This window comes from Parvularcula maris (assembly GCF_024505085.1).
In the GTDB taxonomy this organism is placed as follows: Bacteria; Pseudomonadota; Alphaproteobacteria; order Caulobacterales; family Parvularculaceae; genus Parvularcula; species Parvularcula maris.
This window is the reverse complement of record NZ_JANIBC010000006.1, coordinates 62610-88450: the sequence shown is the minus strand read 5'-3', so window position 1 is coordinate 88450 and position 25841 is coordinate 62610. Positions and strand designations below refer to the sequence as shown.

Below are 25841 nucleotides of genomic sequence, written 5' to 3'. Positions count from 1 at the left end.
CCGTTGAGGATGATGTCGGAAGGTAACTTCGCCACGCTGAACCGCTCCTGAAACGCTCTCGTTTCAGGTGTGAGTCTTCAAGGTAAAGGACCGCTTAATCCGTAGGCTGTTAAGTTTGATGAACGAAGCCTTAACCGAGCAGCTTCGTCAAGAAGCTGCGCCGGTGGTGGGCCGTTACCCCGGCCGTCAGGATCGCTTCCTGGTGCGCTTTCGATCCGTAACCTTTATTCGTGTGCCAACCATAGGCGTCGTGGCGAACGGCAAGACGAGCCATGGCCCTATCTCGCAGGACCTTGGCGACGATGGACGCCCCCGCCACGGAGGGACAGGAGCCGTCGGCCTTCACCTCGGTCTGAACGGGGAGGGGGAAGTCCTTTGGAGGTCGGTTGCCGTCGATGAGTGCGAGGGTGTCTTTCGGCAAGGCGGCCTGCGCGAGGGCCGCCTCCGCCGCGCGGTGCATGGCGAGAAGGGTGGCGGGGCCGATGCCGATCTCGTCGATCAGCCTCGCCGAGACGCCGCCGACGCCGATGACGGCTGTGGCCAGGACTTCGGGGAGGAGCGTCTCGCGGCGCTTCTCGGTGAGCTTCTTGCTGTCGTTGAGGCCTTCGGGGAAGCCGCTGGGGAAGAAAGCGGCGGCGGCGACCACCGGCCCGGCCAAGGGGCCTCGCCCGACTTCATCGATGCCTAGGACAGGGCGGTTCCGGGCGATCTCGGCTTCGTAGGCGGGGCAGGGGGCGGTGTGCATGGCGGGAGGGTGCAGGGTGCCGCTACTTCCGCCAAGAGCTACCTTTCAAGAAATGCCTGGGATGAGTACTGAACCGTTCAAAACGTGATCCCCGCCGTAGCGTCAGCGGAGGTTGAGCCGCGGAGCGGATCGACGGACCCATGGACGAACCTATCCATTTGCACGAACCGTGTAGTCCATGGGTCCCGGATAAGCCTTCGGCTTTCCGGGATGACAGGGCAGCTACATCAAAACAGCTCCCGCTGGTCACCTGCTTTGGGCGGCACGCGAAAATGCTCCGTGCTCGGTACAGGCTTGCCGGTGAGGCCGAGCCGCCGCTCGGCCTTCTTGAACCTCGCACCTATCAGGTCCGCATAGACGCCCCTCGGCCCGCCGCCCCTGGACCTTCCCACGTCGTAGAGCCTGCCGCCGTTGATGTCGCGGATATGGCGCAGCACCTTCTGCTTGTGGTTCGGGGCGGCGCTGTCAAGCCACTCTTCGAAGAGGGGGCCGACCTCCTGGGGCAAGCGGAGGAGGGTGTAGGCGGCGAAGCCGGCGCCCGCTTCCTTCGCCTCCTCCATCAGGCTTTCGAGCTCGTGGTCTGTGAGGCCGGGGATCATGGGGCCGTGCACGGTGCCGGTGGGAATGCCCGCCTCGCTCAGCGCCTTCACCGCCGCGAAGCGCTTGGACGGCGTCGGCGCGCGGGGCTCCATGGTGCGGGCTAGGGCGCGGTCTTGGGTGGTGATCGAGACCATGGCGCGGACGAGGTCGAGCTTGTTCATCTCCTCGAGCAGGTCGAGGTCGCGTAGGATCAGGTCTGATTTGGTCAGCAGGCTGACCGGGTGCCTGAACTCCAGCAGCACCTCCAGGATCCGCCGCATCAGCCCGTATCGTCGCTCGGCGGGCTGATAGGGGTCGGTGTTGGTGCCGATGGCGATGGTGCGCACCCTATAGCTCGGCGCCGATAGCTCGCGGCGCAGTAGCGCTGCCGCTTCCGGTTTGACGAACAGGCGGCTCTCGAAATCGAGGCCTGGCGAGAGGCCCATATAGGCGTGGGTGGGGCGGGCGAAGCAGTAGACGCAGCCATGCTCACAGCCTCTGTAGGGGTTGATGGAGCGGTCGAAGCCGACGAACGGGCTGTCGTTGAAGGTGACGATGCTCTTCGCGGCTTCCTCAGTAATGTGGGTCTTGAGGGGTGGGGGCGGCTCCTCCGCCCAGCCGTCGTTTTCTGCCTGACGGCTCTCCTTCTCGTAGCGCCCGGCCATGTTGAGCCCCGCGCCGCGCCCTCGGGCTTTTTCGGTAGGCTGGAAGGAGCGAGGGGCGGGTCTGGCCATGGCCGGAACATAAAGCGAACATGTTGCCAGGGCAAATAGAGGGCGCAGCCTTGTGGAAAACGAGTGCCTAGCTCGCGCTACGCCCGGTGACGGCCGTGTTCGAGTGGGGCCTCGGGGCAGGCGCGAGATCCTTACGGTTGGGTCTCGTCAGCAGGAAGTGGAAGAGCGCGGCGGACGCCAGCCCTGCAATCACGTAGCTGGCCGAGGCGGCGGCGAAGACGCTCTCTTGCGGCTCGCGACCCAGGACCAGTACGCCCAAAAGCGCAAGCCCTGCGTAGAGGCCGAGATACCGAAGCACATTGGTGGCCATGGCGAGGTTGGGATAGCCGAGCGGGTTGAAGATGCCGATTCCCACGGCCAGAAGCCCCGCGCCCCAGAGGCCGAAGGCGATGGTCTCGAGATAGGCGTCGGAGATCGCCGCGATCTCGGCCTGCTCGGTGAAGAGGCCGCCCAAGGCTCCGCCGAAGCAGAACAGGATCAGTGCGCCGATACCGCCCCAGAGGCCTGCGAAGATCCACACATTGCGCTCGGCGCCCCTCAGCCTTGCGTCGTTCCCCGCGCCGACATTCTGGCCGACGAAAGGCGTGATACCGGTCTGAAGCGCGAAGAAGGGGATGAGGGCGAGGCTCTCGATCCGCGCGCCAACGGCGAAGCCCGCCACGGTCTCCGGCCCCGCGCTGGCGAGGAGCCTGGTAACGATCGCCGAGCTGATCGGCGCCACGAGCTGCGCGAAGAAGGCGGGCGCGCCGTAGCGCAGCACTTGGCCGATGCAAGGCAGGAAGCGCCGCATGGTCTCGGCGCTGAAGGTCAGAAGCTCGTTGCGCAGCAGCCAGGCGATGGCCATGGCCGTGATGACCAGCCTCGCAATGATGGTGGCGGTGGCCGCCCCCGCCATCCCCAGGGCCGGAAAGCCGAACAGGCCGAAGATGATGAAGGGCGACACCACCGCGTTGATCAGTGCGGCGATGACCATCAGCATGCTGGGGTATTTGGCCTCCCCGCCCGCCCTGATCAGGCCGTTCAGCACGATCGGCGCCACCAGCAAGGGTAACCCCCAGTACCAGATCGTCATGAATTGATTGATGTAGGGCAGCAGGTCCTCCGGCGCGCCGAGCGCCAGGAACACATTGTCCGAGATGCGCAGCATGATGACGGCGAGGGCGGCTGCGAACAGCGTCACGAAGATCAGTGTGGAGCTGATCAGCGCCCGCGCCTGCTCTTCTCTTCCCGCGCCGATGGCTCGGGAGACGACGGCGGCGCCGCCATTGCCCATGCCGATGGCGATGGCGCTCATGCCGAAGATGACCGGGAAGCAGAAGCCGATGGCCGACAGCTCCGTCGAGCCCAGCCTGCCGATATAGAAGGTGTCGGTGACATTGATGGCGATGACGGCGAAGAGGCCGAGGGTCATCGGCCAGGAAAGGTCGTAGAGCACCCTCGCCACAGGAGCCGTCAGAAGCCGCTCGCGGCGCTCACCAAGATCGAAGGAACCGCGGGCCATGGGCCGGGTGTGGACCGGGCCGGGACGATTGGCAAGCAAGGCCAGCGCGGCATGGCGAGTTGCAAGCTCGTTTCCCGCCTGTGACGACATGCCGAAGGAGGCCGTGTTGGCAGCAGGCCCTCGCTCGGTTCCGCAGCTACCTTTTCACGTGACGACGTGCTGGCCCTACGCTGTAGAAGAGCGGCGATGTCGAGCTAGGTCCGGACCTAACGCTCCGCTGCCGCCCGCCGCAGCCTGTCGTTGATCGCCCGTCCTAGTCCTTTGTCGGGGATGGGCGCGACGGCGATGGGTCGGCCCAGCGCATCGAGCCGACGTAGGTAGGCGAAGAGGTTGGCCGCCGCCTCGCTAAGGTCTCCATCTGGGGAGAGGTCGAGCGTGGCTTCCGGCGTTCCGCCGAAGCCAAGCAGCACTTCGTTCTCTTGCGCTTCCTTGGCGTTCAGCCTGACCCTGGCCGTGGGCGCATAGTGGCTCGTCATCATTCCGGGCGCTTCGATGCCGCCGCCCGGCGCTAGGAGAGGGTGGCCCAGCGCCGCCTCGATCTTCTCTGCTGGGATGGCGCCCGGACGCAAGAGGGTGGGGCGGCTGTTCGTCAGGCTGACGATGGTGCTCTCGACCCCTGCCTCGCAGGGACCTCCGTCGAGAACGGGGACTCCGCCGCCGAACTCCTCGATCACGTGGGCAGCCGTTGTAGGGCTGAGCCTGCCCGAGCGGTTGGCGGAGGGGGCGACGATGGGACTGTTCCAGTCCTCCAGAACCGCCCTGAACAACGGATGGGCTGGGCTACGAACCGCTAGGGTGGAAAGACCCCCGCTGGCGTTTTTCGCGACACGGCTATGGGCCGCAGAAGGAAGAACGATTGTCAGCGGACCCGGCCAAAAGGCTTCCATCAGACGGGCGGCGCAGTTATCGAGTTGAACGACATCGACCGCCTTCGCTGCATCGAGGACGTGGACGATAAGTGGGTTGAAGCGTGGCCGCTTCTTTGTACTGAAGATCTGACCAACGGCTGCCCAGTTGGTCGCGTCTGCGGCTAGCCCATAGACGGTTTCGGTAGGCAGAGCGCAGACCTGACCTCTAGCAAGAATCGCAGCCGCTTCTTCGGCGGTCTTCGGATGGGTAGCCACGGTCACGCCGAAGAACTCCAGTCCTCGACCTGCACCTTCTCCAGGCGCCGGAAGTCCTTCTGGTTGCTGGTCACGAGCGGGATGCCGAGGCTCAGCGCGTGCCCGGCGATCAGGCGGTCGAAAGCGCCCTTAGGCGCGCGTGCCTTGTCGGACATGATGGCCGCGTAGCCCGCTGCGGCTTCTTCTCCGAACGGAAGGATGGGGATGAATTTAAGAAATCTCGTCGCTTCGGCTCGGTCCGAATGACCTCCCGCCCAGCCCCGTTCGAGCTCGGCCATGCTGACGGCCGAAAGCACCAGTTCGCCATGCGCGAAGCTTTCCAGTCGATCGATCAAATCCTCATCAAAGCCAGCGGCCGCGTAGATGAGAATGTTGGTATCGAGCATGTAGCTAGGGCTTGCCGTCACCGAGGGTCCCAGTCGCGTTCCTGGTCCTCACCTTGGTCGCGCTCGAACCCTTCCAGCGCTTTGCCCATGGCCTTCAGGGCATCGCCAAGCCCGGTCAGCTTGCGCCTGACGGGCCGCACGATCACCTCGTCGCCTCGGCGCAGGATCTCGACTTCGATATCCTCCTCGAAGGCGAGGTCCTTGGGTATGCGTACGGCTTGGCTGGCGCCGTTGCGGTAGAGTTTGGTGCGGCGGATGCCGATGTCTTCCTTGGTCATGGTGACCTCCGCTGTGAGTATATCCCGCCGTCTATCCCAGTGCAACGCATCGCCGCTTTGCTTTCCTGGGCCGGGCGGCCCAAAAGGGCGCCAACGAGATGAAACCTTCTCCTAAGGAGACACCCCATGGCCTATAACTTCCCTGTCCGCGATGTGCAGTACCTTCTGAACCATGCCGCCGGTCTCGACCGGCTGCGCGATACTGGCGTCTGGGAGGATCTCTCCGATGAGTTCCTCGAAGCGGTGCTCGGCGAGGCGGGCAAGTTCGCCGACAACGTGCTGGCGCCGCTCAATTGGGAGAGCGACCAGAACGGCGCGCGGCTGGAGAACGGAAAGGTCTTCACCACGCCGGGCTTCAAGGAAGCCTACAGCCAGTATGTCGAGGCTGGGTGGAACTCGGTCGCCTTCCCTGAGGAGTATGGTGGCCAAGGCCTGCCCAACACGGTCGCCCTTGCCGTGGTCGATGCCATGCAGGGGGCATGCATCAGCTTCGCTATGGGCACCATGCTGACCACCGCCGCCGTCAAGGCGCTGCTGGCGTTCGGCAGCGAAGAGCAGAAGCGCCTCTATCTCGAAAAGCTGGTCTCGGCGGAGTGGTCCGGCACCATGAACCTCTCCGAGCCCCAGGCAGGCTCCGACCTCGCCAACATCAAGACCAAGGCCACCCCGAACGGCGACGGCACATACAACATCAAGGGCCAGAAGATCTGGATCTCCTACGGTGACCACGACATGGCGCCGAACATCGCCCACCTCGTCCTCGCCCGCCTGCCCGATGCGCCAGAGGGCACGCGCGGCATCTCGATGTTCCTGGTGCCGAAGTTCCGTGTGGGTGAGGACGGCTCCATCGGCCAGGCCAACGATGTCAAGATCGTCTCCATCGAGGAGAAGCTGGGCCAGCACGGCTCGCCCACCTGCGTCATGGCTTACGGCGACAATGATGAGTGCCTGGGCACCCTGGTCGGCAAGGAGAACGAGGGCCTGCGCAACATGTTCGTCATGATGAACGCGGCCCGGATCGATGTCGGCATGCAGGCGGCATCTGTCGGCGAAGCGGCCTTCCAGAAGGCGCTCGAATACGCCAATGACCGCCCCCAGGGCCGCAAGTTCGGCGTCAAGTCAGGCCCCGCAGTCAACATCTTCGAGCACCCCGATGTGCGCCGCAACCTCTACACCATGAAGGCGCTGACCGATGCGTCCAAGGCGATCTGCTTCGCCAACATGGTCGCCTACGACCTCGCTCGTAACGCTCCGGACCCGGAGGTCGCGGCTGCTGCCAAGGAGCGCGAGGAGCTCTTGACGCCGCTCTCCAAAGCCTTCTCCTCGGACCGGGCGCTCGAGACCACCAATATCGGCATCCAGATCCACGGCGGCATGGGCTTCGTCGAGGAGACCGGCGCGGCGCAGTTCTTCCGTGACGTGAGGATCTGCACCATCTATGAAGGCACCAACGGCATCCAGGGCATCGACCTTGCGGGCCGCAAGCTCGGCATGGGCAAGGGCAAGCTCGCCTACGACTTCATCGAGGAGGCACTGGCAAACGCCGAGGCCGCCATCGCGTCGGGCGACGACGACCTCAAGACCGCTGGTGGGCATCTCAAGCGCGAGGCTGAGCGCCTGAAGGAGACCACCGCCTATATGGTCAGTGCCATGAGCACCAACCACGAGGCGGGCCTCGCCGGCGCCACCCCCTATCTCGACCAGTTCGGCTATGTCGCGGGCGGGCACTACCTCCTCAAAGGCGCCCTCGCGGCAGGCAGCGAGGACAAGTATCTCGGCGGCCGGAAGCACATCGCAACCTTCTACTGCGAGAACCTCCTGCCTCGCGCAGGCGGCTTCGCCCCGGCGGTGATGGCGGGCGAGGACAGCGTGGAAGAGCTAGATGTGGAGCTGCTGTCGGCTTGAGCGTATCCGTAGGGCGGCTCACGTAGCGTGCCGCCTTGCGACGTATGGTTCTGAAGTGGCGGCACGCTGCGCGAGCCGCCCTACGCTGCTCGCACCGCCCACAGTTAGACACGTCATCCCGGCCGAAGCGTAGCGAAGAGCCGGGATCCATGGACGGACTGAATCCATTTATAACAACGGGACGGTCCATGGGTCCCGGATAAGCCTTCGGCTTTCCGGGATGACGACTACGTTGCCTCAGGGAATTGGCTTCGAACCTCCTCCAACGTCCTTATCTGCCGCCCATCCGTGTCGAAGTTCTCCGGCGCCAGCCATTTCTCCAGCGCGCCCCGCACCGCAGGCCACTCGCCGTCGATCACCGAGAACCAGGCCGTATCCCGGTTGCGGCCCTTGATCCAGTGGTCCTGGCGGAAGACCCCTTCGAAGACGAAGCCCAGCCGCTCCGCCGCGCGGTAGGAGCGCTCGTTCTGCGCGTTGCAACGCCACTCGCATCGGCGCCAGCCGAGGTCATCGAAGAGATGGCTCATCATCAGCAGCATAGCTTCGGTGCCCATGGGGCTGCGCTGCATGGCCCGGCCATAGGCGATGGAGCCCAGCTCGGCGCTGCCGTCGTCCGGCCTGATACGAAGAAAGCTCGCCATGCCTATGACCTCGCCGGTCGCGAGCGAGCGGATCGCCATGGGCGCCTGGTCCCCTGACCTCATCACCCGCACGCAGTTCGCAGCCTCGTCGGCGCCCGCGAAAGGTCCGATCTTCATGTAGTGCCAGAGCTGATCGTCCTCCTCAGCCAGCGCGCGGGCCAACTCCTCGCCGGGTTCCGGCCAAGCCACCGGCTCGACGCGCACGAGTCGCCCCTCGAGCACCGTTTCGCCTGGGCGTTCGGACCCTTTCGGCTTCCAGTCCATCGGTTCCCCTCCTTGAGGTCTTCGGCGATCCTTGCCACATGGTGCTGCTAGCAGAGGGCGGAACCTCCATGAACGACGCTTCGGCGCAAAAGCCCTTCGGGCTCTTCGAGCGGATGCTCGCGCTTCGCTACCTCAGGGCCACGCGCAAGGGGGCGGGCGTCAGCTTCATCACCGTGGTGGCGTTCCTCGGCATCATGCTGTCCGTTGCCACGCTGATCGTCGTCATGTCGGTGATGCAGGGCTTCCGCGTCACGCTGCTTGACCAGCTCCTCGGCGTGAACGGCCATGTCTATGTTCAGCCGTCGGACGGTCTTCTCCCTGACGATGAGGACTATATCTCGAGGCTCACCGCCGCCCCCGGCGTGACGCGCGCCGTGCCGGTCCTCAAGGTCGAGGCCTACGCCGTGAACGGACAGCTCGGCCAGGCGCCGGTCTTCATTCAAGGGGTGTCGAGAGAGGACCTGTTCACCCTGGAAGAGGTGACCGGCCCACGCTCCCTACGCAGCGGCAGTTTCGAGGGCTACGGAGAGACCGAGGAGGACGGCATCATCATCGCCTCCGGCGTGGCCGCCAAGCTGCGGGCGGGGGCGGGGGACTACGTCACCCTCGTCACCGGGCGGCAGCGCCAGACCCCCTTCGGCACGTTGCCGACCACGGAGAAGACCTACCGCGTCGATGCCGTCTTCCAGGTGGGCAACTCCGAATATGACGGCATCCTCGCCTATATGCCGCTGGAGCAGGCGCAGCTCTTCTCCGGCAAGAAGGGGCAGGTGACCGAGGTCGAGGTCCGGGTCGAGGAGCCGCTGCAGATCGACAGCTACCTCGCAGGCATTGAGGAGGCGGCGGGGAACTCGGTCTTCGTCATCGACTGGCGCAGCCGCTTCTCGAGCTTCTTCAACGCGCTCGAAGTCGAGCGCTTCGCGGTCAGGATCATCCTCTTCATGATCATCGCCATGGCGACGCTCCTCATCCTGATGGGCCTCGTCATGCTGGTGAAGGACAAGAAGGCGGACATTGCGATCCTGCGCACCATCGGCGCACCGGGGGGGAGCGTCCTGCGTATCTTCCTGATGACCGGCGCCATGATCGGGGTGAGCGGCGCGGTATCGGGCGTGGTGCTCGGTTCCCTGATCGCCAGCAACATCCCGGCCATCGAGACCTTCCTGTCGGGCGCGCTCGGCATCGACCTCTTCGCCGCCGACATCTACTATCTGGCGCAGATCCCGGTACGGATCGACCCCGAGGAGATCGCGGGCGTTCTTCTCTTCACCCTGGCGGTGACGCTCATCTGCTCCCTCATCCCCGCCTGGCGCGCCTCGCGCCTCGATCCGGTGGAGGCGCTCCGCTATGAGTAAGGTGCTGGAGCTGATCGGCGTCGATCGCCGCTACGGCGAGCTGACGATCTTCGAGGGGCTCGACCTGACGTTGGAGCGGGGAGGGGCGACGGCGCTTCTCGGCTCGTCGGGATCGGGCAAGTCGTCGCTGCTGCACATCGCCGGGCTGCTCGAGAAGCCCTCGGGCGGGCGCGTGCTCATCGAGGGGCAGGACACGGCGGCGCTGGGTGACGGCGGACGTACGGCGCTCAGGCGCGTCAAGATCGGCTTCGTCTACCAGTTCCACCATCTGCTGCCCGAGTTCTCGGCGCTGCGCAACGTGATGATCCCCGCACTGATCGCCGGGTCGGGCAAGGGTGCCGCCGAGGAGCGGGCGAAGGAGCTGCTCGTTCGGCTAGGCCTCGGCGAGCGGCTGGGGCACCAGCCCGCCCAGCTTTCGGGCGGCGAGAAGCAGCGCGTCGCCATCGCAAGGGCACTGATCAACAAGCCTGCCCTGCTTCTGGCCGACGAGCCCACCGGCAATCTCGACCAGGAGACCTCGGCGAGGGTGTTCGAGCTCTTCCTCGGCCTGACCCGCGAAGAGGGGGTGGCGCTGATGATGGCCACCCACGACCAGGAACTGGCGGCGCGGCTTCCACGGACCTTGCGGATCGAGGACAAGCATCTGATCGGGTAGCTACTCATCTCTCCCTTCGGGAGAGATCGACATCTTCGATGTCGAGTGAGGGCGAGTGATGGGATGAGTCTGGTTCCTCGAAGGCCCTCACCCGAAGCCTGCTACGCAGCCTTCGACCTCTCCCGGAGGGAGAGGTGCTCCTTCCCTCCCCTTGTCTCCGATCGTTAACACTGTCACGCTAGTGTGAAACGAAAAGAGGGGGCATCGGGGCGATGTGGCGGTTTCTTCTGGTTGTGGTGTTCGGCTTGATCGCGGCGTCCTGCGCGACGCTGAGCGAGAACCAGTGCAATGTGGCCGACTGGGAGATGCTGGGCGTCGAGGACGGCCAGAACGGGCAGACCGTCGCCCGCTACAACCGCTACGTGGAAGACTGCGGACGCCACGGCATCGCCCCTGACCGCGTCTCGTGGCAGCGCGGCTACGACCGCGGCCTAGAGAGCTTCTGCACCCCGCAAGGGGTCTACCAGGCGGGGCTGCGCAGGCGCGGCTCGCCCTCGGCCTGCGGCGGCGACCCCGATCTCTTCCGCATCCACCGGGCGGCGTCGAACTTTGCGGGCGCTGAGAGCCTGCTGCGCTCGGCGGAGCTGACCATCGACCGGCTGATCGACAGCACCTTCCGGCGGGAGCGCGACATGGAGCGGATCGAGGACAGGCTCATCAACGATGACGACCTGACCGCCGAGGAGCGCAACGAGCTGCGCGCCGAGCTAAAGAAGCGCCGCCGCCGCCGCGACGATGTCCGCCAGGACCTCCGCCGCGCCCGCTTCAACCTGCTTCAGCGCCAGCAGGAGTTCGACTGGGCCAGGCGGGAGCTGCGCGAGGTGGAGCTGGACTTCGGCCTTTAGAGCGCCGACTGCTTCACGGGATCAGTCCGACGCTCTACTACTGGACCAGTTACATAAGAAGGCGGCAGTACTTCTCACCAAAGGTGCGTATTCGCTCATCTCTCCCTTCGGGAGAGATCGACATCTTCGATGTCGAGTGAGGGTGAGCAGTAGCTCGACCTCTTCCGGAGGGAGAGGTGAGTGCGGCGCTGGCTTTCTGCTGGAATGGCGAACCGACGCACTACTAATGCTCTAGCCAGCCAGCACGTTCGTAGCCGTCAGGGCGATATAGCCGAGGATGGCCACGGCACCGATCAGATCGAGCACGGCCAGGAGCCGGACGAACTGCCTGCCGATGCTCGCCGCAAGCCCTAGGCCGATCAAGGGCAAGGCGCCGTAGAGCGCAGCGTCGCTGGCCGAGGGAAGCCCGCCGTCGCTAGGGGTGAGAGGACCCAGCACTCCCTGCAGAAGCAGAAAATCACTGCCGAGTATCAGTAGCAGTCCCAGGATCGCTCGCATGGTTTCTCCCCTCCCAGACGCAGAAAGACCCACCATGCCAGGGGCAGGCGGGTCCTTCCACTAGCCTTCGAGGGCGGCGCTCGGCGCAGCCCTCACCACGAGGCGCTTAGCGCATCGGCGGCTCGTCGTCGTCGGCCTCGGGGTCCATGGTGTCTTCGAGGTCGTCGGACATGTCCTCGCCCATGTCTTCCATGTCGTCGCCGAGGTCTTCGGCCCCGTCGCGCATGTCGTCGCCGGCATCCTCCAGGTCGTCACCCAGATCGTCGCCGGCGTCCTCCATTTCCTGAGCGGCGTCGTCGAGATCGTCCTCGAGGTCGCTCTCGCTGTCGCTGCAGGCGGCCACGGCCAGAAGGCTCACTGCGCTTGCAAGAATGGTTAGTTTTCTCATCATCGTCTCCCGTGACGGTTTTCTGTACGTGAGGTAAGCAGAGTTGGTTCCGTCGGCGAGTCCGAAGTAGCGTCCTCGCGGAGAAGTCAAATCGCCTCTTCGCCGGCGGCCTCGAAGGCGTCGCTGGCTTCGAGCCAGCTTTCCTCCGCGGCGGCGAGGTCTCTGGCCGCGTCGGAGCGCTTCTTGTTGAGGCCCGCCGCCTTGGCCGGATCGGCGTCGTAGAGGGCGGGGTCCGCCAGTTCCCCGTCGAGCTTGGCGATGAGGGCGGAGAGGCGGTCCATCTCCTTCTCGCACTTCTTGATCTCGTTGCGCAGGGGCTGCAGCGCCTTACGCTTCTCGGCCGCCTCGCGCCTGCGGTCGGCGGAGGTTTCGGTCTGGGGCTTCTCTTTCCTGCCTTGCGTGCGTTCGGCGGCTAGAACCCGCGCGCGGTAGTCGTCCAAGCTGTCGTCGAGACGGGCAACCTGCCCGTCCTTCACTTCCCACAGACGGTCGGCCACCGCCTCGGCGAGGTGCGCGTCGTGGGTGATGAGGAGGACCGCGCCCTCGTAATCGTTCAGCGCCTCGATCAGCGCGTCGCGGCTGTCGATGTCGAGGTGGTTGGTCGGCTCGTCGAGGATCATCATGTGCGGGTGGTCGAAGGTGATCAGCCCGAAGAGAAGCCGCGCCTTCTCGCCGCCGGAGAGCTTCTCCACCTTGGTGTCCGCCTTTTGCGGGCCGAAGCCGAGCTGCGCGGTCTTGGAGCGCACCTCCGCCTCCGTGCCGTCGGGCATCAGCTTACGGACGTGTTCGTAGGGGCTCTCCTTGGGTCGCAGCTCGTCGAGCTGGTGCTGGGCGAAATAGGCGACTTTCAGCTTCTTGTGTTTGTAGAGGTTGCCGTCCAGCACCGGTAGCCGTCCGGCCACGGACTTCACCAGGGTGGATTTGCCCTGGCCGTTGGCGCCGAGGATCGCCACCCGGTCGTCATTATCGATCCGCAGGGTGATCTTTCTGAGGACCGGCGAGCCCTCCTCATAGCCAAGGTCCGCCTGCTCCAGCCGCACGATGGGCGGGGCCATGGGCGGTTTGGGGGAGGGGAAGGTGAAAGGCGTCGTGCGAGCCGCCACGGGCAGGTCGACGCTGGCCAGCTTCTCGATGGCCTTCACCCGGCTCTGCGCCTGCTTGGCCTTGGAGGCCTTCGCTTTGAACCGGTCCACGAAGGCCTGCATATGGGCGCGCTGGGCCTCGATCTTCTCCGCCTGCATGGAGGCTAGGCGCGCCTGCTCCGCACGGCGCCTGGCATAGGTATCGTAGCCGCCTGCGTGCACGGACAGCTTCAGGTGGTCCAGCGCCAGGATATGCGTGACCGAGCGGTTGAGGAGCCCCCGGTCGTGGCTGATGATGATCGCCGTGTAGGGGTACTTAGCGAGGTAGCTCTCCAGCCATGCCGCGCCTTCGAGGTCGAGATAGTTGGTCGGCTCGTCGAGGAGGAGAAGGTCGGGGCGAGAGAAGAGCACGCCCGCCAGCGCCACCCGCATCCGCCACCCGCCGGAGAACTCCGCGCAGGGACGAAGCTGCTCTTCGGTCGAGAAGCCTAGCCCCGACAGCACCGAGGCGGCGCGCGCCTCGGCAGAGTGGGCCTCGATATCGGCGAGCCTCGTCTGCACCTCGGCGATCTTCATCGGGTCGGTCTCGACCTCCGCTCGGGCGAGCAGGCTCTCCCTTTCCTTGTCGAAGGCGAGCACCGTGGCGAGAAGGCTCTCCTCAGTGGCAGGAGCCTCCTGCGCCACCCCGCCGACCCGCGCGCCGGGGCGAACCGAGACGCTGCCGCCATCGGCGCTGATCTCGTCGCGGATGAGGCGGAAGAGCGTGGATTTGCCTGTCCCGTTCGGCCCGGTGAAGCCGACCTTCCAGCCGTCCGAGACCATGGCGGTCGCCTGCTCGAACAGGGTCCGGCCTTCGATGCGGTAGGTGAGGTCGTTGATGTGCAGCATGGAAGGGGGCGGATAGCGCCCCGCCACCGTCCCGCCAAGAGTGCGAGACGAAGCCGCACCGGCGGTGTTCCCAACTCGCAATGAGTACCACCGTTCCGACTGAGAAGACTGAAGGTTTTAGCGGCGAGGCATCCCCTGGCGTGATGCAGATGTCCGCATGGTGGGCGGTGATCGGGCTATTCCTGATCGCAGCCACCGCTGCCCTGATCTACGCCCAAGCCATCCTCATGCCGGTCGTGCTCTCTTTCATGCTGGCGCTGACCTTCTCGCCGGTGCGGCGTGCGGCGGAGAAGGTGGGCATCCCCTCCGGCATCACGGCGGCCCTCATCGTGACCGGCCTCTTCGCGCTGGTGGTGGCGCTGATCGTCACCCTGTCCCAACCGGTGCGCAGCTACATGACCGAGGCGCCGCAGCTTCTTCAGGAAGCCCAGGACAAGCTCTCCGCCGTCAGCTCGACCATGGAGAGCGTGGCCGAGGCCGGGGAGGAGATCGAGGAGGTCACCAACGGCGCCGCCGAGGAGACCCAGACCGTCGTCATCAAGGAGCCGAACCCGATCACCAAGCTCGCCACTACGGCGCCGAGGGTGATGGCTCAGGTGGTGCTGGTGCTGGTGCTTCTCTTCTTCATCCTGGCGTCGGGGGACATGTTCTACGAGAAGATCGTCCACTCCATCGGCACGTTCAAGGACAAGCGCCGGGCGGTGCAGATCTTCCGCGACATCGAGGCGAAGCTCAGCCGCTACTTCTTCATCATCACCGTCATCAATGCGGGGCTCGGCGTCGCCATCGGCACCGCCATGTGGCTTCTGGGGATGCCCAACCCGCTTCTCTTCGGGGTGATCGCCTTCATCTTCAACTTCGTGCCCTATGTCGGTGCCATCTCCGGGGTCTTCATCAGCTTTGCGGTAGGCCTTCTAACCTTCGACACCGTTACCCAGGCGGCGCTGGCCGGGTTCATCTACTTCTTCCTGACCTCCTTCGAAGGCCAGTTCGTCACCCCCTACGCCGTGGGCAAGCGGCTGAAGCTCAACACCGTTGTCGTGTTCCTCGCCGTCGCCTTCTGGGGCTGGCTCTGGTCGGTGATCGGCATGATCGTGGCGATGCCGCTTCTGATCGCCCTTCGCGTCTTCTCCGAGCACGTCCCTCCCCTAAGGGGGCTCGGCGACTTTCTCTCCGCCCGCCACGCCGAGCGGGACGACAAGGCTGAGGAGAAAGAGCAGGACTCGGCACCCGCCACGGGCGATATGGTACCGGCGGAGTAGCGACCGGTTCATGACTCCGCGGTCATGCGCGACATTTTGGTATTGACCACGCTTGTAGTCGTGTTAGACCTACAGATGTAGTCATGGAGGAGGGGCCATGCGCATCTCCGAAGCCGAACTGTCCGTCATGGATGTGGTCTGGTCCGCACCGGGCCTTGCCGCCGCCGACATCGCCGCCAAGATCGAGGGCAAGGACTGGTCCGACAAGACCGTCAAGACCCTGCTCGCCAGGCTGGTCGACAAGGGCGCACTGAGCGTCGAGCGCGACGGCAGGCGCTATCTCTACCACCCGCTGGTCAAGCGCGCCGAGCACCGCCAGTCCGCAGTCGGCAGCTTCGTCGACAACCTTTTCGGCGGCAAAGCCTCGACCCTCGTGGCCCATCTCGCCGATGCCCGCGACCTCTCCGACGATGATATCGACGAGCTCGAGGCCCTGGTGCGGAGGCTGAAAGATGACCGCTAGCGAAGTCCTGACCCACGGGCTCGAAGCCACTTTCTGGTTCAGCCTGCTCGTCCTCCTGGTGCTGCTTCTTCGCAGCGAGGTCGCTAAGAGGTTCGGCCCCCGCGCGGCCATGCTGCTCTGGGCGCTGCCCGGCCTGCGGCTCGTCGCGCCGACCCTGCGAAAGACCGAGACGGTCGTGCTGCCCCCTGAAGAGCACTGGGTGAAGAACGCGGTGCCGCCGGAACCCGTAGCCCTTCCGGCTGCCGATCCCGTGCCCGCAGCCGAGCTGCCGATCCGGTTCGCCGAGATGGTACCGGCGGCCACAGCGAACACGCCGTCCGCCCACGATATGGTCGTGCCTGCCGTTCTTCTGACGGAGGAGCCGGCTCCGGTGGAGGAGAGCGCGCCTCTTCTCGACAGCGTGCTCGCAGCCGTCAGCACCGAGATGGTGGCCGGCCTCGTTCTCTGCCTGTGGTTCGCCGGTGCGGCGCTGGCGGTGTCGCTCTGCTTCATGCGGTCGAGGGAGTGGCGGCGCACGGTCCTGGCCGAGACGCGGGAGACACCGGCTGCCGTCACGACGATGGCCGAGGACGCGGCCGTCCGGGCACGGACCACCAAGTCCTTCACCCTGGTCAGCTCCGGGGCGGTCACGACCCCTCAGCTTCTGGGGCTCCGCGAGCCCATCCTCGCCCTGCCCACCGATTTCGAGGACCGCTACACCCCGGCGGAGCAGGAGATGGCACTCTTGCACGAGCTGACCCATCTGAAGCGGTTCGACCTCGTGGTGCTGGCCGCCTCCGAGTTCGCCTTCTCGCTGCAGTGGTTCAACCCGCTGACCCCGCGTGCCCGGAAGGCGCTTCGGGCCGATCAGGAAGCCGCCTGCGACGAGGCGGTCCGCTCCCTGGGCGTCAGCACCAAGAGCTATGCCGAGCTCCTTTTGAAATCCGCACGCGGCGCAAGACCCGTGCCCGCCCTGACGCTGGACAGCCACCTCAAGGAAAGGATCGTCCGTATGCAAAACCCCACCCAAGGACCGCTCAAGCGCGCCCTCTTCATCACCGCTTCCTGTGCAGCCGCCCTCGGTGTGGCGGGCTTCACCGCCAGCTCCACCACCAGCATCACCTTCGTGCAGGAAGAGGAAGATCAGCCTCCCTGGGAGCGCTTTGCCGCCGGGCTCGAGGAAGGCGAGGACAGGTCCGAGACGAAGAGCCGCGGCGAGAACGACCGCGTTCTGATGGTCGATACCGGACGCGGCGATACCAAGGTACTGATCCTCGAGTTCGACGAGAACGGCAAGCTCCTCAACGAGGACCAGCTCGATGCCTTCACCGATGAGACGGGAATCGAGTTCAATGTCACCGGTGCCAAAGACGGCGAGCCGCGCTTCCAGTTCGAGACCCGAGGCAAGAGCATTCAGATCGAGCGTCTGAGCGCCTCGAAACGCGCCGCCCTCGAAGCTGAGAAGAACGTTCTGCACCGCCAAGCCGAACAGCGTGAGCTGCGCGACGTCTTCATCCGTAGTCTGATGGACGAAGACGCCGACGCCGACGAGCGTAAGGCCCGCGTCAGGATGCTCCGCAAGGAAGTCGAAGAGCGCCGTGCCGAACTCGAAGGCAAGCAGGAGAAGCTTCATCGCTTCCACTTCGAGTTCGAGCACGAGGACGACGAAGACGGCAAGCTTCGCCGTCTGGAGCTGCGCGGCCTGCAGGGTCTGGAAGGTCTCAAAGAGTTGGAGAAGCTCGAACTGCTCGGCGACGGCCCCGTCCGCCTCGGCTTTCTGGGCGAGCCTGGCGAGGTTCGCGGACTGATCATCGACGGCGACACCAAGCTGGCCCTCGACGAGGACAAGGTGATCCGCTTCGCGCCCCGCGGTTCGTCGGAGGGCTTCTTCGGGAGCTCCAGTGAGGAGGGCAAGGGCAAACCCTTCGGCTGGGTCAGCTCCCACGGAGACGAGCCCTCGATGATCCTTCTCTCCAACCCCTTCGCTTCGGTGAAGGCTCCCGACATGGCCCCGCCGACGCCCCCGGCGCCGAAAGCGCCGAAGGCTCCCAAGCTGAAGGAGCGCAAGACGGAGGAGGGGACGTGGATCCTCATCCCCGAGGCGCCCGACATGTCCTCCTTCGAGGAGACCATGGAGGCCTGGGGCGAGGAGATGGAAGCCTGGGGTGAGAAGATGGAAGAGTGGGGCGAGGAGATGGAGGAGCGCGGCGAGCTCGTCGAGGACCTCGCGGACGACTGCGAGGACCATATCGACGACAGCGACGAGCCGACCATCCTGAGAGCCCGCATCCCCGGCAGCCGCGACTATGTGAGGGCGGTCTGCGCCAGCGGCGGCAAGGAGCGTCTGCGCTCCGAGGAGCTCCAGCGCTTCGTCCAGCGCTCGAACCTCTCGAGCGAGGAGCGCCGCGCCTACCGCGAGACGATCAAGGACTGACGCTCCCCTGCCTGAAAAGGTCGTACCGCCTGCCCCTAGGTGCGACTGGAGCGTCCTCAGAAGGTGATCCGGCCCGCTTGCGCCGCGGTCACCTTCGCTTTTGGGGGAGGCGATAGGAACAGGCACGGCGCGGGATAGGAGACAAACGGTCCCCGCCCATCGCGCTTGCAAGGGCGGGCGGGCGCCCCCTACCATGGCGGAAGAGTGCAAGAGAACACCGCCAGGGAGGAACATATGCTCGGACAGATGCAACAGGCCCCGCTGCTGCTCACCGATATTCTGCGCCACGCGCTGAGGAACTCGGCCAACCAGGAGATCGTCACCCGCCTCGTCGAGGGAGGCATCCACCGCTACACCTACCGCGAGGCTGGGGAGCGCATCGCCCAGCTCGCCCATGCGCTGGTCGAGATGGGGATCGGCGAGGGCGACCGGGTCGCCGTGATCGGCTGGAACACCCACCGCCAGCTCGAGCTCTACTACGCCCTCGCTGGGATTGGCGCGGTCTGCCACACGATCAACCCGCGCCTCGGGCCTGAGAACGCGGGCTATGTGATGAACCATGCAGGCAACAAGGCGGTCTTCTACGACGCGACCTTCGCGCCGCTGGCCGCCGGTCTGGCGCCGCATCTTCCCCAGGTGGAAAACTACGTGGAGCTCTGCCCCGAAGGCGCGCAGACCCAGAACGGCCTTGACGCGAAGAGCTACGAGGCGCTGATCGCAGGCAAGCCGTCCGAGTACGAATGGCCGGGCCTCGATGAGAACACCGCCTGCGCCATGTGCTACACCTCCGGGACCACGGGCAAGCCGAAGGGCGTCCTCTACTCCCACCGGGCGCTGGTGCTGCAGACCCTGGTCGCCTCGCTTCCCTCGTCGCTCGGCTGCGGTCCGGACGATGTCTGCCTGCCCGTGGTGCCGATGTTCCACGTCAACGCCTGGGGCGTTCCCTATACGGCGCTTCTTCTCGGCATGAAGCTCGTGCTGCCTGGCCCCGGTCTCGACGGCAAGAACCTGCACGAGATGATCGTCGAGGAGGATGTCACCTACGCCCTCGGTGTGCCGACGGTGTGGCTGGGGCTTCTCGCCTATGTGGCGGAGAACAACCTCGATTTCGGCAAGCTGAAATACTCGCTGATCGGCGGCTCGGCCCTGCCCGAGAAGATCATACGCGGCTACGACGCCTACGGCGTACGCTGCCGCCAGGGCTGGGGCATGACGGAGATGTCTCCTCTGGGCACGGTCAACGTCGAGGAGCCGGGCTTCTACGACCGTCCGATCGACGAGCGCATCCCCGAGCAGGTGAAGCAGGGCAAGGCCGTGCCCTTCGTCGATATGAGGGTCGTGACGCCCAACGGCGATCGTCAGCCCCATGACGGCGAGAGCGAGGGTCACCTTCAGGTCCGCGGCCCCTGGATCATCGACACTTATTACGGCTTCGAGGAGAACGCGCTGACCGAGGACGGCTGGTTCGACACCGGCGACGTGGCGGTGATCCACCCCGACGGCCAGATGCAGATCACCGACCGGGCCAAGGACGTCATCAAGTCCGGCGGCGAGTGGATAAGCTCCATCGACATCGAGAACGCCGCCCTTAACCACCCCGACGTGGTCCAGGCGGCGGCCCTCGGCATGCACCATCCGAAGTGGGACGAGCGGCCGCTTCTCGTGGTGCAGCTCAAGCCTGGTTCGAGCACGGACCTTTCAGCGATCCAGAGCTTCGTCAACGAGAAGCTGCCGAAGATCTCCGCGGTGGACGACGTGCAGGCCGTAGAAGAGATCCCCCTGGGCGCCACCGGCAAGGTGCTGAAGACCAAGCTGCGCGAGCACTTCAAGGACTACAAGCTGCCCACGGCTGCGTAGTTTATTGGGGAAGCTGAAGGTAGCGCTTCACCGTAGGGCCATCAGCGGCAAAGCCGTTGGCCCCGTTTACAGCGTTATCGCACCGAACGCGGCCAGCCTTTGGCTGACCGCCCTACGGGTTGGGTCTTTCTTCCGAATGTCTGTTTACTGGCGCCCACCACGGCGAAGACCGTGGTGCCCAACTCCTATGGGTGCGTTCTCGTTCATCGTTCAGGTGATGGGTGCCACGGTCTTCGCTGCGCTGCGCCGTGGGAAGCGGGCTTGAGGGGCGGAGGGGTTGGGTAGCGACCAGCACCCGTAGCTGCCCGTAGGCAGTTCACCGGAAGCGGGGAGCGCGTGGGCGTGGCCACGGCTGGGTGAGAACAAAACTGGGGTCGGCCGTGGCCTGAAGTGACCAAACCACCGCCCGCTCGCTAGGTCTTCTTCTTCTGGCGGCCGATCCGCAGCTCTCGCCATCCGCCTGTCACTACACTAGGCGCGAAGACCCGCCCGGACCCAAGAGAAGTGACGTCTCTTCCCCGCAAGGCCGGATGAGAAGGGTTGTACGCGAAGCTGAGAGGGCGGGGATAAGTTGCTGGCGCTGCTGCCCCCTCCGCCCTTCGGGCACCTCCCCCACGGGGTGGGGGAGGGAAGTAGAACTCAGCGTTGCTCGCTATGTCGCTCCCCCACCCCGTGGGGGAGCTGCCGGCAGGCTGAGGGGGCGGCCAGGGCCGGGGCGCTACTGTCGGATACGTTGGGTCTTCACATGATCTGTGAATGGACGCCCGCGCAAGGGCGGATCCGATAAACAACCTTCCGCGCAAACGAAAACCGGCCCTCTTTCGAGGGCCGGTTTCGGTTAGTCTAGTTCAGGACTGAGCGACGCTTAGCGGTAGGGCTCTTCGTCTTCGTCGACACCGTCGGGATCTTCCTGATCGTCGATGCCTTCTTCGTCCATGAACTCGTCTTCTTCGCCGTCGGCGTCGTCGTCAGCCGGCTCGACGTCTACGGTCGGGACGGTGAAGTCGACTTCTTTCTCGCCGGTGCTGACTTCCGGGCCGCGGACTTCGACGTCCGGTGCGCGAAGATCACCTTCGACTTCGACGTTAGGAACTTCGCCGCCTTCGACATCCGTATCGAAAAGCCAAGTGTAGCCAAGGAAAGCCAAGACCACGACGACGACGGCTGCAACAATCTTACCCATGACAATACCCTTTCGTGTTGTCTGGGGTTGCTAACACCGAAGTCTAGAGACGGTTCGTTCCATCCATCCTCTAGGACGCGACTCTTTGCAGGTGCGAAGGCTTGTGAGATTCGTAACAAAAGAGCGCTCAGGCAGTCTCCAAGGTGCCCTTCTCGCGGGCCATGGACTGCTGGAGCCAGAGTCTGGCGTAGAGACCGTTCTCGCGCAAGAGGTCGCGGTGGTTGCCCGACTCCACGAGGCGCCCGTCCTCGATCACGATGATCTTGTCGGCGTCCACCACGGTGGAGAGGCGGTGCGCGATGACGATACATGTCCGCCCCGACGCCACCTCGTTGAGAGAGGCGAGGATGCCCGCCTCTGTCTCGCTGTCCAGGGCCGAGGTCGCTTCGTCGAGGAGCAGGATGGGCGGGTTCTTGATGACCGTCCGAGCGATGGCGACGCGCTGCTTCTCACCGCCGGAGAGCTTGAGGCCGCGCTCGCCCACCAGCGTCTCGTAGCCCTTGGGCAGGCCTTCAATGAAGGCGTGGATCTGGGCGAGCTGGCCCGCGCGCTCGATCTCGTCCTGGGTGGCGTCGGGCTTGGGGTAGCCGATATTGTAGCCGATCGTGTCGTTGAACAGCACCGTGTCCTGGGGGACCACGCCAAGGCTGGCGCGGAGGCTCTCCTGGGTGACGCTGCGAATGTCAGCGGCGCCTATCCTGACCGCGCCGCCGGTCGGGTCGTAGAAGCGCAGGATAAGCCGCGCGATGGTAGACTTGCCCGCGCCGGAAGGGCCCACGATGGCGGTCTTCTGTCCAGCCTCGGCGGTGAAGCTCAGACCCTTCAGCACCTCGCGGTCAGGGCCGTAGCCGAAGCGAACGTCGTCGAAGTTGACGGCCGCCCCCTTCGCGTCGAGCACGGATGCACCCTCCCGGTCGGCGATTTCAGGCCGGATGGCGAGGAGGTCGAACATCTTCTCCATGTCGATGAGGGACTGTTTGATCTCGCGGTAGGCGAAGCCGAGAATGTTGAGGGGCTGGTAGAGCTGCATCATCACGAGGCTCACCGCGGTCAGCTCGCCAATGCCGTAGCGCCCCGCCGCCACCCCTTGCGCCGTCAGACCCAGGGCGAGGACGAGGCCGAGATTGACGATCGCCGCCTGGCCGATATTGACCCAGGCCAGGGAGCGGGCCGAGCGGACGGAGGCCTCCTGGTAGTCCTCCATGGCGCGGGAGAAGCGCTTCGTCTCGCGGGCCTCGGCGCCGAAGAGCTTGACCGTCTCGTAGTTGAGGAGGGCGTCCACGGACCGGGAGGAGGCGAGCTGGTCCTTCTCGTTCATGCGCCTACGGAACTTCAGCCTCCACTCGGTCGAGGCGGCGGTGAACCAGAAATAGCTGACCACGGTGACCAGCGCGATGAGGGAAAGAGCGACCTCGTAGCGAAGGGCGAAGACCACGCAGATATAGGCGAGGAGGAGGAGCGTCGGGCCGATGTTGAAGAGGAGGAAGCGGAAGAGGAAATCGATGGAGCGGTTGCCGCGCTCCATGATCCGCGACAGCGAGCCTGTCTTGCGCTCGAGGTGGAAGCGTAGGGAGAGACGCTGCAGGTGGCGGAAGACATCGACGCCGACCTCGCGCTGTGCCCGCTGGCCTACGGGAGAGAAGAGAAACTCGCGCAGGTTGGGGATGGCGACGGAAAGGAAGCGCAAGACCCCGTAGCCCAGGATGAAGCCTGCGATCCCCGCGGCCAGACCGGCGGCAGGATCATCCTCGGCGATGCGGTTGATGCCGTCGGCGAGGAGGAGGGGGGCCTGCACGGTGATGCCGGTGCCGATGAGGATGACGGCGAGGGAGAGGCCGATGCGCACCTTGTCCCACGGCCGCTCCTTCCGCCACATATAGGGCCAGAGGCGCCTGAGATTGGCGAGCTGTTCGGAGAGCTTGGTCTCGCGGGACTTCTCGAGGTCGGCTGGTGTCGCGCTACGCATCGGGTCCGCCTAGCGGAGCCTCCTCCCCCGCGCTATCGCTGCCGAAGGGGATGCTGGCGAAAGCTTCCCACGGGCCGCCGTCGTAGAACCAGAGCTTCACGCCCTCGGCGCGCACGGTGAAGGCCTCGAAGGTCTTGGTGTGCTCTTCGAGGCAGAGCTTGGCCGTGTCCGGTGTGACCTTGTTCTGCACGGTGACATGGGCGCGGAAGCCCGAGGCGTCCTGCTTCGTGAGCTGGCCCTCGAAACACTCGGCAAGGTCCGCGCGCAGCCTGGACAGCTTCTGGGAGGGAAGAAGGTAGGCGAAACCGCCGCCCAGCGGGACGAGCTTCTCCGCCATCAGGTCGAAGGGTTCTGTGCTGCTACAGACGCCTCGGACAGCCTGCTCAACGGCGTCCGGCTCCCTTCCCGGCAGGTGATGGAAAAGGGTGAGATGAGCGGGCACCTGGTTCAGACGCGGCGGAAACCACCGGTCCCGCGCTTCTTGGAAGAGCTTCTGGTCTTCTTCGCGGAACAGAAGGGCGGCGATGATCGGTCTGGTCATAGGAAGGCCAGTTAGCCCGCAAGGGCGTTCCGGCTTTAGTTGAAGCCGAGAATGTCGAACCGGATGAAGATCTCCCTGTCCTGCTCGAAGCCCTCCACGTTGCTGTCGTCGAAGCGGTAGCGGATGGAGAGCGCGCTGCACCGGTTGGCGAGCCTTAGGGCCACCTCGGTGTTGGTGCTGTCGCCGCTGTCGAGGTTCTGGGCCTGGACGGCGGCGATGGAGATATGCCTCGTCACTTTGAGCGCTGCGTTGACGATCAGGAACTCGTCGAGAATGCCGTTGGTCTCGAAATTGTCGTCCTCGATGCGCAGATAGTTGAGCCCGCCCGAGAGACGTCCGAGCCTGCCGCCGACGCTGCTCTCCAGCCTGCGGAAGGAGCCCGTGTCGTCGTCGATGCGGAAGCGGTTGTCGAAGGCGAGGTTGTTGAAGAGCCGCACGTCCACGGCGCCGACGAAGTCCGACTGCACCTCGCCGATGCCGGTGTTGGGCTCGAAGGCGTCGGTGGCCTCGCTTCGGAACTGGGTGCCGACGAGGGTATCCACGGTGAGCCAGTTGCCGACGGTGGCGGCGGTCTCGACCCCCACATTGACGCGCCTGCCGTCCTCCCAGAGGTCGAGGCCCGCGCTCTTGTTGTAGTCGAACAGCGTCACCGTATCGAACTGGAAGAACTGGCTGTCCTCGTTGAAGACGTCGTCGCGGAAGCTGCGGTCGGGGGCCGCCACCGCTTGGACCCGCGGGGTGATGATGAGGCTCGTGTTCTCGCCGAGGCGGGCGAGGGGGAAGGACCATTCGGCGCCGACGGTGGGCAGGAAGCGCTGGAAGCTGAAATCCTCCTCCAGCCCGTCCCTGGGCAAACCCAACCGGCAAGTCTCGAAGAAACCGTCCTGCACGTTGCAGACCTGAATGCCCTGATCGGCGTTCTGGTAGTGGTAGGTGTCGCCGCGAAGCTCGGCGAAGCCTTCGAAACGGTGCCCGGACTTCGTCGTGTAGCTGCTGCGGTAGCGGGCGTGGGCGGAGCCCCTCATGCTGTCCACGCCGTCCTCGCGGAAGAGGCTGAGGAAGCTGCCGCCCAAGGTGACCTCGCCGCCGGGCACCTGGAAGTACTGCTCGTGGCGGAGGCGGGGAAGGGCCTGGCCGACGAACTCCTGGTCCTCGTTGAAGCGCAGGGTCTGGAAGACGTAGTTGGAGACGTCCGTGAACGAACGGTCGGTCTTGCGCCGGAAGCTGACATTGCTGTCCAGACGGTCGGGCCGGAGGATCGAGATCCGGTCGCGCAGCTCGCCCCTCGGCTCGATGTCGTAGGTGAGGAGGTAGCCCCTGTCGGAGACCCCGTCGATGTCCGCCTCGAAGGTCCAGTCCGCCGGCAGATCGCGGGTGTAGCGGCTGAACCAGTGCCAGCGGATGGGGTCGGGGCTGCCAGCCTCTTCGGAGAGGTCGTTGGTCGGGTTGATGATCCCCGCCTGGACCACGGCGGCGGAGTTGTAGGTGTTGCGCCGGTACTCGCCTTTGAACATCAGGCCGAGGATGTCGTAGTAGCGGGGCGAGAAGGTGAAGTCCTGATAGTCCGAGATCGCCACGTAGAAGGGCACCTCGAACTCGTTGCCGCGCCGGGTGGAGTTTCGGTAGTCGGGCGGCAGGAAGCCGGTGGCCCTATCTACCGAGGGGTCGGGAAGCTGGGCGTAGGGAACCCAGACCGTTGGTATGCCGAGCACCTCGATGAAGGCGTTGCGGAAGCGCAGGACCTTCGCGTCCTCGTCCTGGATGACCCGGCGCGCCTTGAGCTGCCAGACGGGACGGTCCTTACGGAGCCCCGTCTCGCAGACCTGGCACAGGGTGAAAGTCGCCTTGCGCAGGGTGTTGGTGCCGTCGTCGCGGCGCACGACGGTGGCGGCGGCGAGGGTGCCGTTCGGCGCCAGCTCGGCCTCGAACATCTCGGCGATGCCGTTGGCGAGGTCCGAGGTGAGCTCGGCCTTGTCGGCGAAGTACATCTGCCCCGTCTCGTCGGTGACGACGACGTTCCCTTCGGCCGTCACCAGGCCCAGCTCCGGGTCGTATATGACGCGGTCGGCCCTGATGAAGCGGCCTTCCGCCGAGGCGCGGACGTCGCCCTCGGCAACGATCAGGCCGTCCTCGGTGCGGTCCACGTTCGCGGCCGTGAAGAGAAGATCGTCCTCGGACACCGCCGCGGGAGGCGGCGTGTCCTGCACGCTCAGCGCTGCGCCCACGGCGAACAACAGACTGAGGACCATGACCAACGCGCTCCGATACAGATGTTAGGTGGTTAACGG

General features: G+C 65.3%; 22 protein-coding genes. 8 read left to right on the top strand and 14 right to left on the bottom strand.

The annotated features are described in order from the left end of the window. Positions 1 to 130: 130 nt before the first annotated feature. The 6 genes from rnhB to vapB all read right to left on the bottom strand — a co-directional run bounded on the left by rnhB (position 131) and on the right by vapB (position 5347). Positions 131 to 745, bottom strand: coding sequence for a ribonuclease HII (gene rnhB / locus NOG11_RS09415; RefSeq protein WP_256619505.1), 615 nt, complete (start codon positions 743 to 745; stop codon positions 131 to 133). A 227-nt stretch (positions 746 to 972) separates the two neighbouring features. Further along, positions 973 to 2058 carry a PA0069 family radical SAM protein gene (locus tag NOG11_RS09410; protein WP_256619504.1) on the bottom strand — a complete coding sequence of 362 codons (1086 nt, stop codon included), beginning with the start codon at positions 2056 to 2058 and terminating at the stop codon, positions 973 to 975. Between the two features lie 67 nt (positions 2059 to 2125). Then, positions 2126 to 3559, bottom strand: coding sequence for an MATE family efflux transporter (locus tag NOG11_RS09405; protein ID WP_256619503.1), 1434 nt, complete (start codon positions 3557 to 3559; stop codon positions 2126 to 2128). 206 nt (positions 3560 to 3765) lie between these two features. Then, positions 3766 to 4689 carry an L-threonylcarbamoyladenylate synthase gene (locus tag NOG11_RS09400; protein ID WP_256619502.1) on the bottom strand — a complete coding sequence of 308 codons (924 nt, stop codon included), beginning with the start codon at positions 4687 to 4689 and terminating at the stop codon, positions 3766 to 3768. Then, entirely contained in the window at positions 4686 to 5069 is a 384-nt protein-coding gene (locus NOG11_RS09395; RefSeq protein WP_256619501.1) for a type II toxin-antitoxin system VapC family toxin, read from the bottom strand. Before NOG11_RS09395 ends, NOG11_RS09400 begins: the two co-directional genes overlap by 4 nt. A gap of 17 nt (positions 5070 to 5086) precedes the next feature. Beyond that, positions 5087 to 5347 (bottom strand): type II toxin-antitoxin system VapB family antitoxin, encoded by a 261-nt coding sequence (gene vapB, locus NOG11_RS09390; RefSeq protein WP_256619500.1) that lies wholly within the window; start codon positions 5345 to 5347, stop codon positions 5087 to 5089. Between the two features lie 126 nt (positions 5348 to 5473). Between vapB and NOG11_RS09385 the strand changes: the two genes are divergently transcribed. After that, entirely contained in the window at positions 5474 to 7252 is a 1779-nt protein-coding gene (locus tag NOG11_RS09385) for an acyl-CoA dehydrogenase family protein (RefSeq protein ID WP_256619499.1), read from the top strand. A gap of 227 nt (positions 7253 to 7479) precedes the next feature. Here the strand turns inward: NOG11_RS09385 and NOG11_RS09380 are convergent, their stop codons facing one another. Next, positions 7480 to 8157: a GNAT family N-acetyltransferase gene (locus NOG11_RS09380; RefSeq protein ID WP_256619498.1), complete on the bottom strand. Its 678-nt coding sequence runs from the start codon at positions 8155 to 8157 to the stop codon at positions 7480 to 7482. Between the two features lie 38 nt (positions 8158 to 8195). Here NOG11_RS09380 and NOG11_RS09375 point away from each other — a divergent pair, with 38 nt between their 5' ends. From NOG11_RS09375 to NOG11_RS09365, 3 genes are all read left to right on the top strand, one after another. Next, entirely contained in the window at positions 8196 to 9512 is a 1317-nt protein-coding gene (locus NOG11_RS09375; protein WP_256619497.1) for a lipoprotein-releasing ABC transporter permease subunit, read from the top strand. Beyond that, a complete protein-coding gene (locus NOG11_RS09370) occupies positions 9505 to 10167 on the top strand; it encodes an ABC transporter ATP-binding protein (protein ID WP_256619496.1) in 663 nt (220 codons plus the stop codon). The genes NOG11_RS09375 and NOG11_RS09370 overlap by 8 nt, the downstream gene beginning before the upstream one ends. A gap of 212 nt (positions 10168 to 10379) precedes the next feature. Beyond that, positions 10380 to 11012, top strand: a complete 633-nt coding sequence (locus NOG11_RS09365; protein WP_256619495.1) for a DUF2799 domain-containing protein — start codon at positions 10380 to 10382, stop codon at positions 11010 to 11012. Between the two features lie 231 nt (positions 11013 to 11243). Here NOG11_RS09365 and NOG11_RS09360 read toward each other — a convergent pair whose 3' ends face one another. From NOG11_RS09360 to NOG11_RS09350, 3 genes are all read right to left on the bottom strand, one after another. Then, positions 11244 to 11510, bottom strand: coding sequence for a hypothetical protein (locus NOG11_RS09360; protein WP_256619494.1), 267 nt, complete (start codon positions 11508 to 11510; stop codon positions 11244 to 11246). Positions 11511 to 11616: 106 nt separating this feature from the next. Continuing rightward, positions 11617 to 11898, bottom strand: coding sequence for a hypothetical protein (locus tag NOG11_RS09355; RefSeq protein WP_256619493.1), 282 nt, complete (start codon positions 11896 to 11898; stop codon positions 11617 to 11619). A gap of 86 nt (positions 11899 to 11984) precedes the next feature. Beyond that, a complete protein-coding gene (locus NOG11_RS09350) occupies positions 11985 to 13868 on the bottom strand; it encodes an ABC-F family ATP-binding cassette domain-containing protein (protein WP_256619492.1) in 1884 nt (627 codons plus the stop codon). 149 nt (positions 13869 to 14017) lie between these two features. Between NOG11_RS09350 and NOG11_RS09345 the strand changes: the two genes are divergently transcribed. The 4 genes from NOG11_RS09345 to NOG11_RS09330 all read left to right on the top strand — a co-directional run bounded on the left by NOG11_RS09345 (position 14018) and on the right by NOG11_RS09330 (position 19863). Beyond that, positions 14018 to 15130: an AI-2E family transporter gene (locus NOG11_RS09345; protein ID WP_256619491.1), complete on the top strand. Its 1113-nt coding sequence runs from the start codon at positions 14018 to 14020 to the stop codon at positions 15128 to 15130. A 97-nt stretch (positions 15131 to 15227) separates the two neighbouring features. Beyond that, on the top strand, positions 15228 to 15593 hold the full coding sequence (locus tag NOG11_RS09340) for a BlaI/MecI/CopY family transcriptional regulator (protein ID WP_256619490.1): 366 nt from the start codon (positions 15228 to 15230) through the stop codon (positions 15591 to 15593). Then, the gene (locus tag NOG11_RS09335) at positions 15583 to 18006 is read left to right on the top strand and encodes a M56 family metallopeptidase (protein WP_256619489.1); all 2424 of its coding nucleotides are present in this window, start codon (positions 15583 to 15585) and stop codon (positions 18004 to 18006) included. The genes NOG11_RS09340 and NOG11_RS09335 overlap by 11 nt, the downstream gene beginning before the upstream one ends. 234 nt (positions 18007 to 18240) lie before the next feature. Then, positions 18241 to 19863 carry a long-chain-fatty-acid--CoA ligase gene (locus NOG11_RS09330; RefSeq protein WP_256619488.1) on the top strand — a complete coding sequence of 541 codons (1623 nt, stop codon included), beginning with the start codon at positions 18241 to 18243 and terminating at the stop codon, positions 19861 to 19863. An 865-nt stretch (positions 19864 to 20728) separates the two neighbouring features. On the opposite strand, the gene NOG11_RS09325 is transcribed toward NOG11_RS09330, so the two are convergent. The 4 genes from NOG11_RS09325 to NOG11_RS09310 form a co-directional block, all read right to left on the bottom strand. Next, positions 20729 to 21046 carry a hypothetical protein gene (locus NOG11_RS09325; RefSeq protein WP_256619487.1) on the bottom strand — a complete coding sequence of 106 codons (318 nt, stop codon included), beginning with the start codon at positions 21044 to 21046 and terminating at the stop codon, positions 20729 to 20731. A 127-nt stretch (positions 21047 to 21173) separates the two neighbouring features. Continuing rightward, on the bottom strand, positions 21174 to 23012 hold the full coding sequence (locus NOG11_RS09320) for an ABCB family ABC transporter ATP-binding protein/permease (protein ID WP_256619486.1): 1839 nt from the start codon (positions 23010 to 23012) through the stop codon (positions 21174 to 21176). Beyond that, positions 23005 to 23553, bottom strand: coding sequence for a 2'-5' RNA ligase family protein (locus NOG11_RS09315; RefSeq protein ID WP_256619485.1), 549 nt, complete (start codon positions 23551 to 23553; stop codon positions 23005 to 23007). Before NOG11_RS09315 ends, NOG11_RS09320 begins: the two co-directional genes overlap by 8 nt. A gap of 35 nt (positions 23554 to 23588) precedes the next feature. After that, positions 23589 to 25802: an LPS-assembly protein LptD gene (locus tag NOG11_RS09310; RefSeq protein ID WP_256619484.1), complete on the bottom strand. Its 2214-nt coding sequence runs from the start codon at positions 25800 to 25802 to the stop codon at positions 23589 to 23591. Positions 25803 to 25841 lie beyond the last annotated feature (39 nt).

What these genes read in the sequence shown, in the direction of transcription:
- NOG11_RS09395 (WP_256619501.1), bottom strand. Translation starts at nt 5,069, where the DNA reads ATGCTCGATACCAACATTCTCATCTACGCGGCCGCTGGCTTTGATGAG.
- NOG11_RS09325 (WP_256619487.1), bottom strand. Translation starts at nt 21,046, where the DNA reads ATGGGTAAGATTGTTGCAGCCGTCGTCGTCGTGGTCTTGGCTTTCCTT.
- NOG11_RS09370 (WP_256619496.1), top strand. Translation starts at nt 9,505, where the DNA reads ATGAGTAAGGTGCTGGAGCTGATCGGCGTCGATCGCCGCTACGGCGAG.
- NOG11_RS09365 (WP_256619495.1), top strand. Translation starts at nt 10,380, where the DNA reads ATGTGGCGGTTTCTTCTGGTTGTGGTGTTCGGCTTGATCGCGGCGTCC.
- NOG11_RS09320 (WP_256619486.1), bottom strand. Translation starts at nt 23,012, where the DNA reads ATGCGTAGCGCGACACCAGCCGACCTCGAGAAGTCCCGCGAGACCAAG.
- NOG11_RS09340 (WP_256619490.1), top strand. Translation starts at nt 15,228, where the DNA reads ATGCGCATCTCCGAAGCCGAACTGTCCGTCATGGATGTGGTCTGGTCC.
- NOG11_RS09385 (WP_256619499.1), top strand. Translation starts at nt 5,474, where the DNA reads ATGGCCTATAACTTCCCTGTCCGCGATGTGCAGTACCTTCTGAACCAT.
- NOG11_RS09350 (WP_256619492.1), bottom strand. Translation starts at nt 13,868, where the DNA reads ATGCTGCACATCAACGACCTCACCTACCGCATCGAAGGCCGGACCCTG.
- vapB (WP_256619500.1), bottom strand. Translation starts at nt 5,347, where the DNA reads ATGACCAAGGAAGACATCGGCATCCGCCGCACCAAACTCTACCGCAAC.
- rnhB (WP_256619505.1), bottom strand. Translation starts at nt 745, where the DNA reads ATGCACACCGCCCCCTGCCCCGCCTACGAAGCCGAGATCGCCCGGAAC.
- NOG11_RS09335 (WP_256619489.1), top strand. Translation starts at nt 15,583, where the DNA reads ATGACCGCTAGCGAAGTCCTGACCCACGGGCTCGAAGCCACTTTCTGG.
- NOG11_RS09330 (WP_256619488.1), top strand. Translation starts at nt 18,241, where the DNA reads ATGCTCGGACAGATGCAACAGGCCCCGCTGCTGCTCACCGATATTCTG.
- NOG11_RS09375 (WP_256619497.1), top strand. Translation starts at nt 8,196, where the DNA reads ATGGTGCTGCTAGCAGAGGGCGGAACCTCCATGAACGACGCTTCGGCG.
- NOG11_RS09360 (WP_256619494.1), bottom strand. Translation starts at nt 11,510, where the DNA reads ATGCGAGCGATCCTGGGACTGCTACTGATACTCGGCAGTGATTTTCTG.
- NOG11_RS09410 (WP_256619504.1), bottom strand. Translation starts at nt 2,058, where the DNA reads ATGGCCAGACCCGCCCCTCGCTCCTTCCAGCCTACCGAAAAAGCCCGA.
- NOG11_RS09380 (WP_256619498.1), bottom strand. Translation starts at nt 8,157, where the DNA reads ATGGACTGGAAGCCGAAAGGGTCCGAACGCCCAGGCGAAACGGTGCTC.
- NOG11_RS09310 (WP_256619484.1), bottom strand. Translation starts at nt 25,802, where the DNA reads ATGGTCCTCAGTCTGTTGTTCGCCGTGGGCGCAGCGCTGAGCGTGCAG.
- NOG11_RS09345 (WP_256619491.1), top strand. Translation starts at nt 14,018, where the DNA reads ATGTCCGCATGGTGGGCGGTGATCGGGCTATTCCTGATCGCAGCCACC.
- NOG11_RS09405 (WP_256619503.1), bottom strand. Translation starts at nt 3,559, where the DNA reads ATGGCCCGCGGTTCCTTCGATCTTGGTGAGCGCCGCGAGCGGCTTCTG.
- NOG11_RS09355 (WP_256619493.1), bottom strand. Translation starts at nt 11,898, where the DNA reads ATGAGAAAACTAACCATTCTTGCAAGCGCAGTGAGCCTTCTGGCCGTG.
- NOG11_RS09315 (WP_256619485.1), bottom strand. Translation starts at nt 23,553, where the DNA reads ATGACCAGACCGATCATCGCCGCCCTTCTGTTCCGCGAAGAAGACCAG.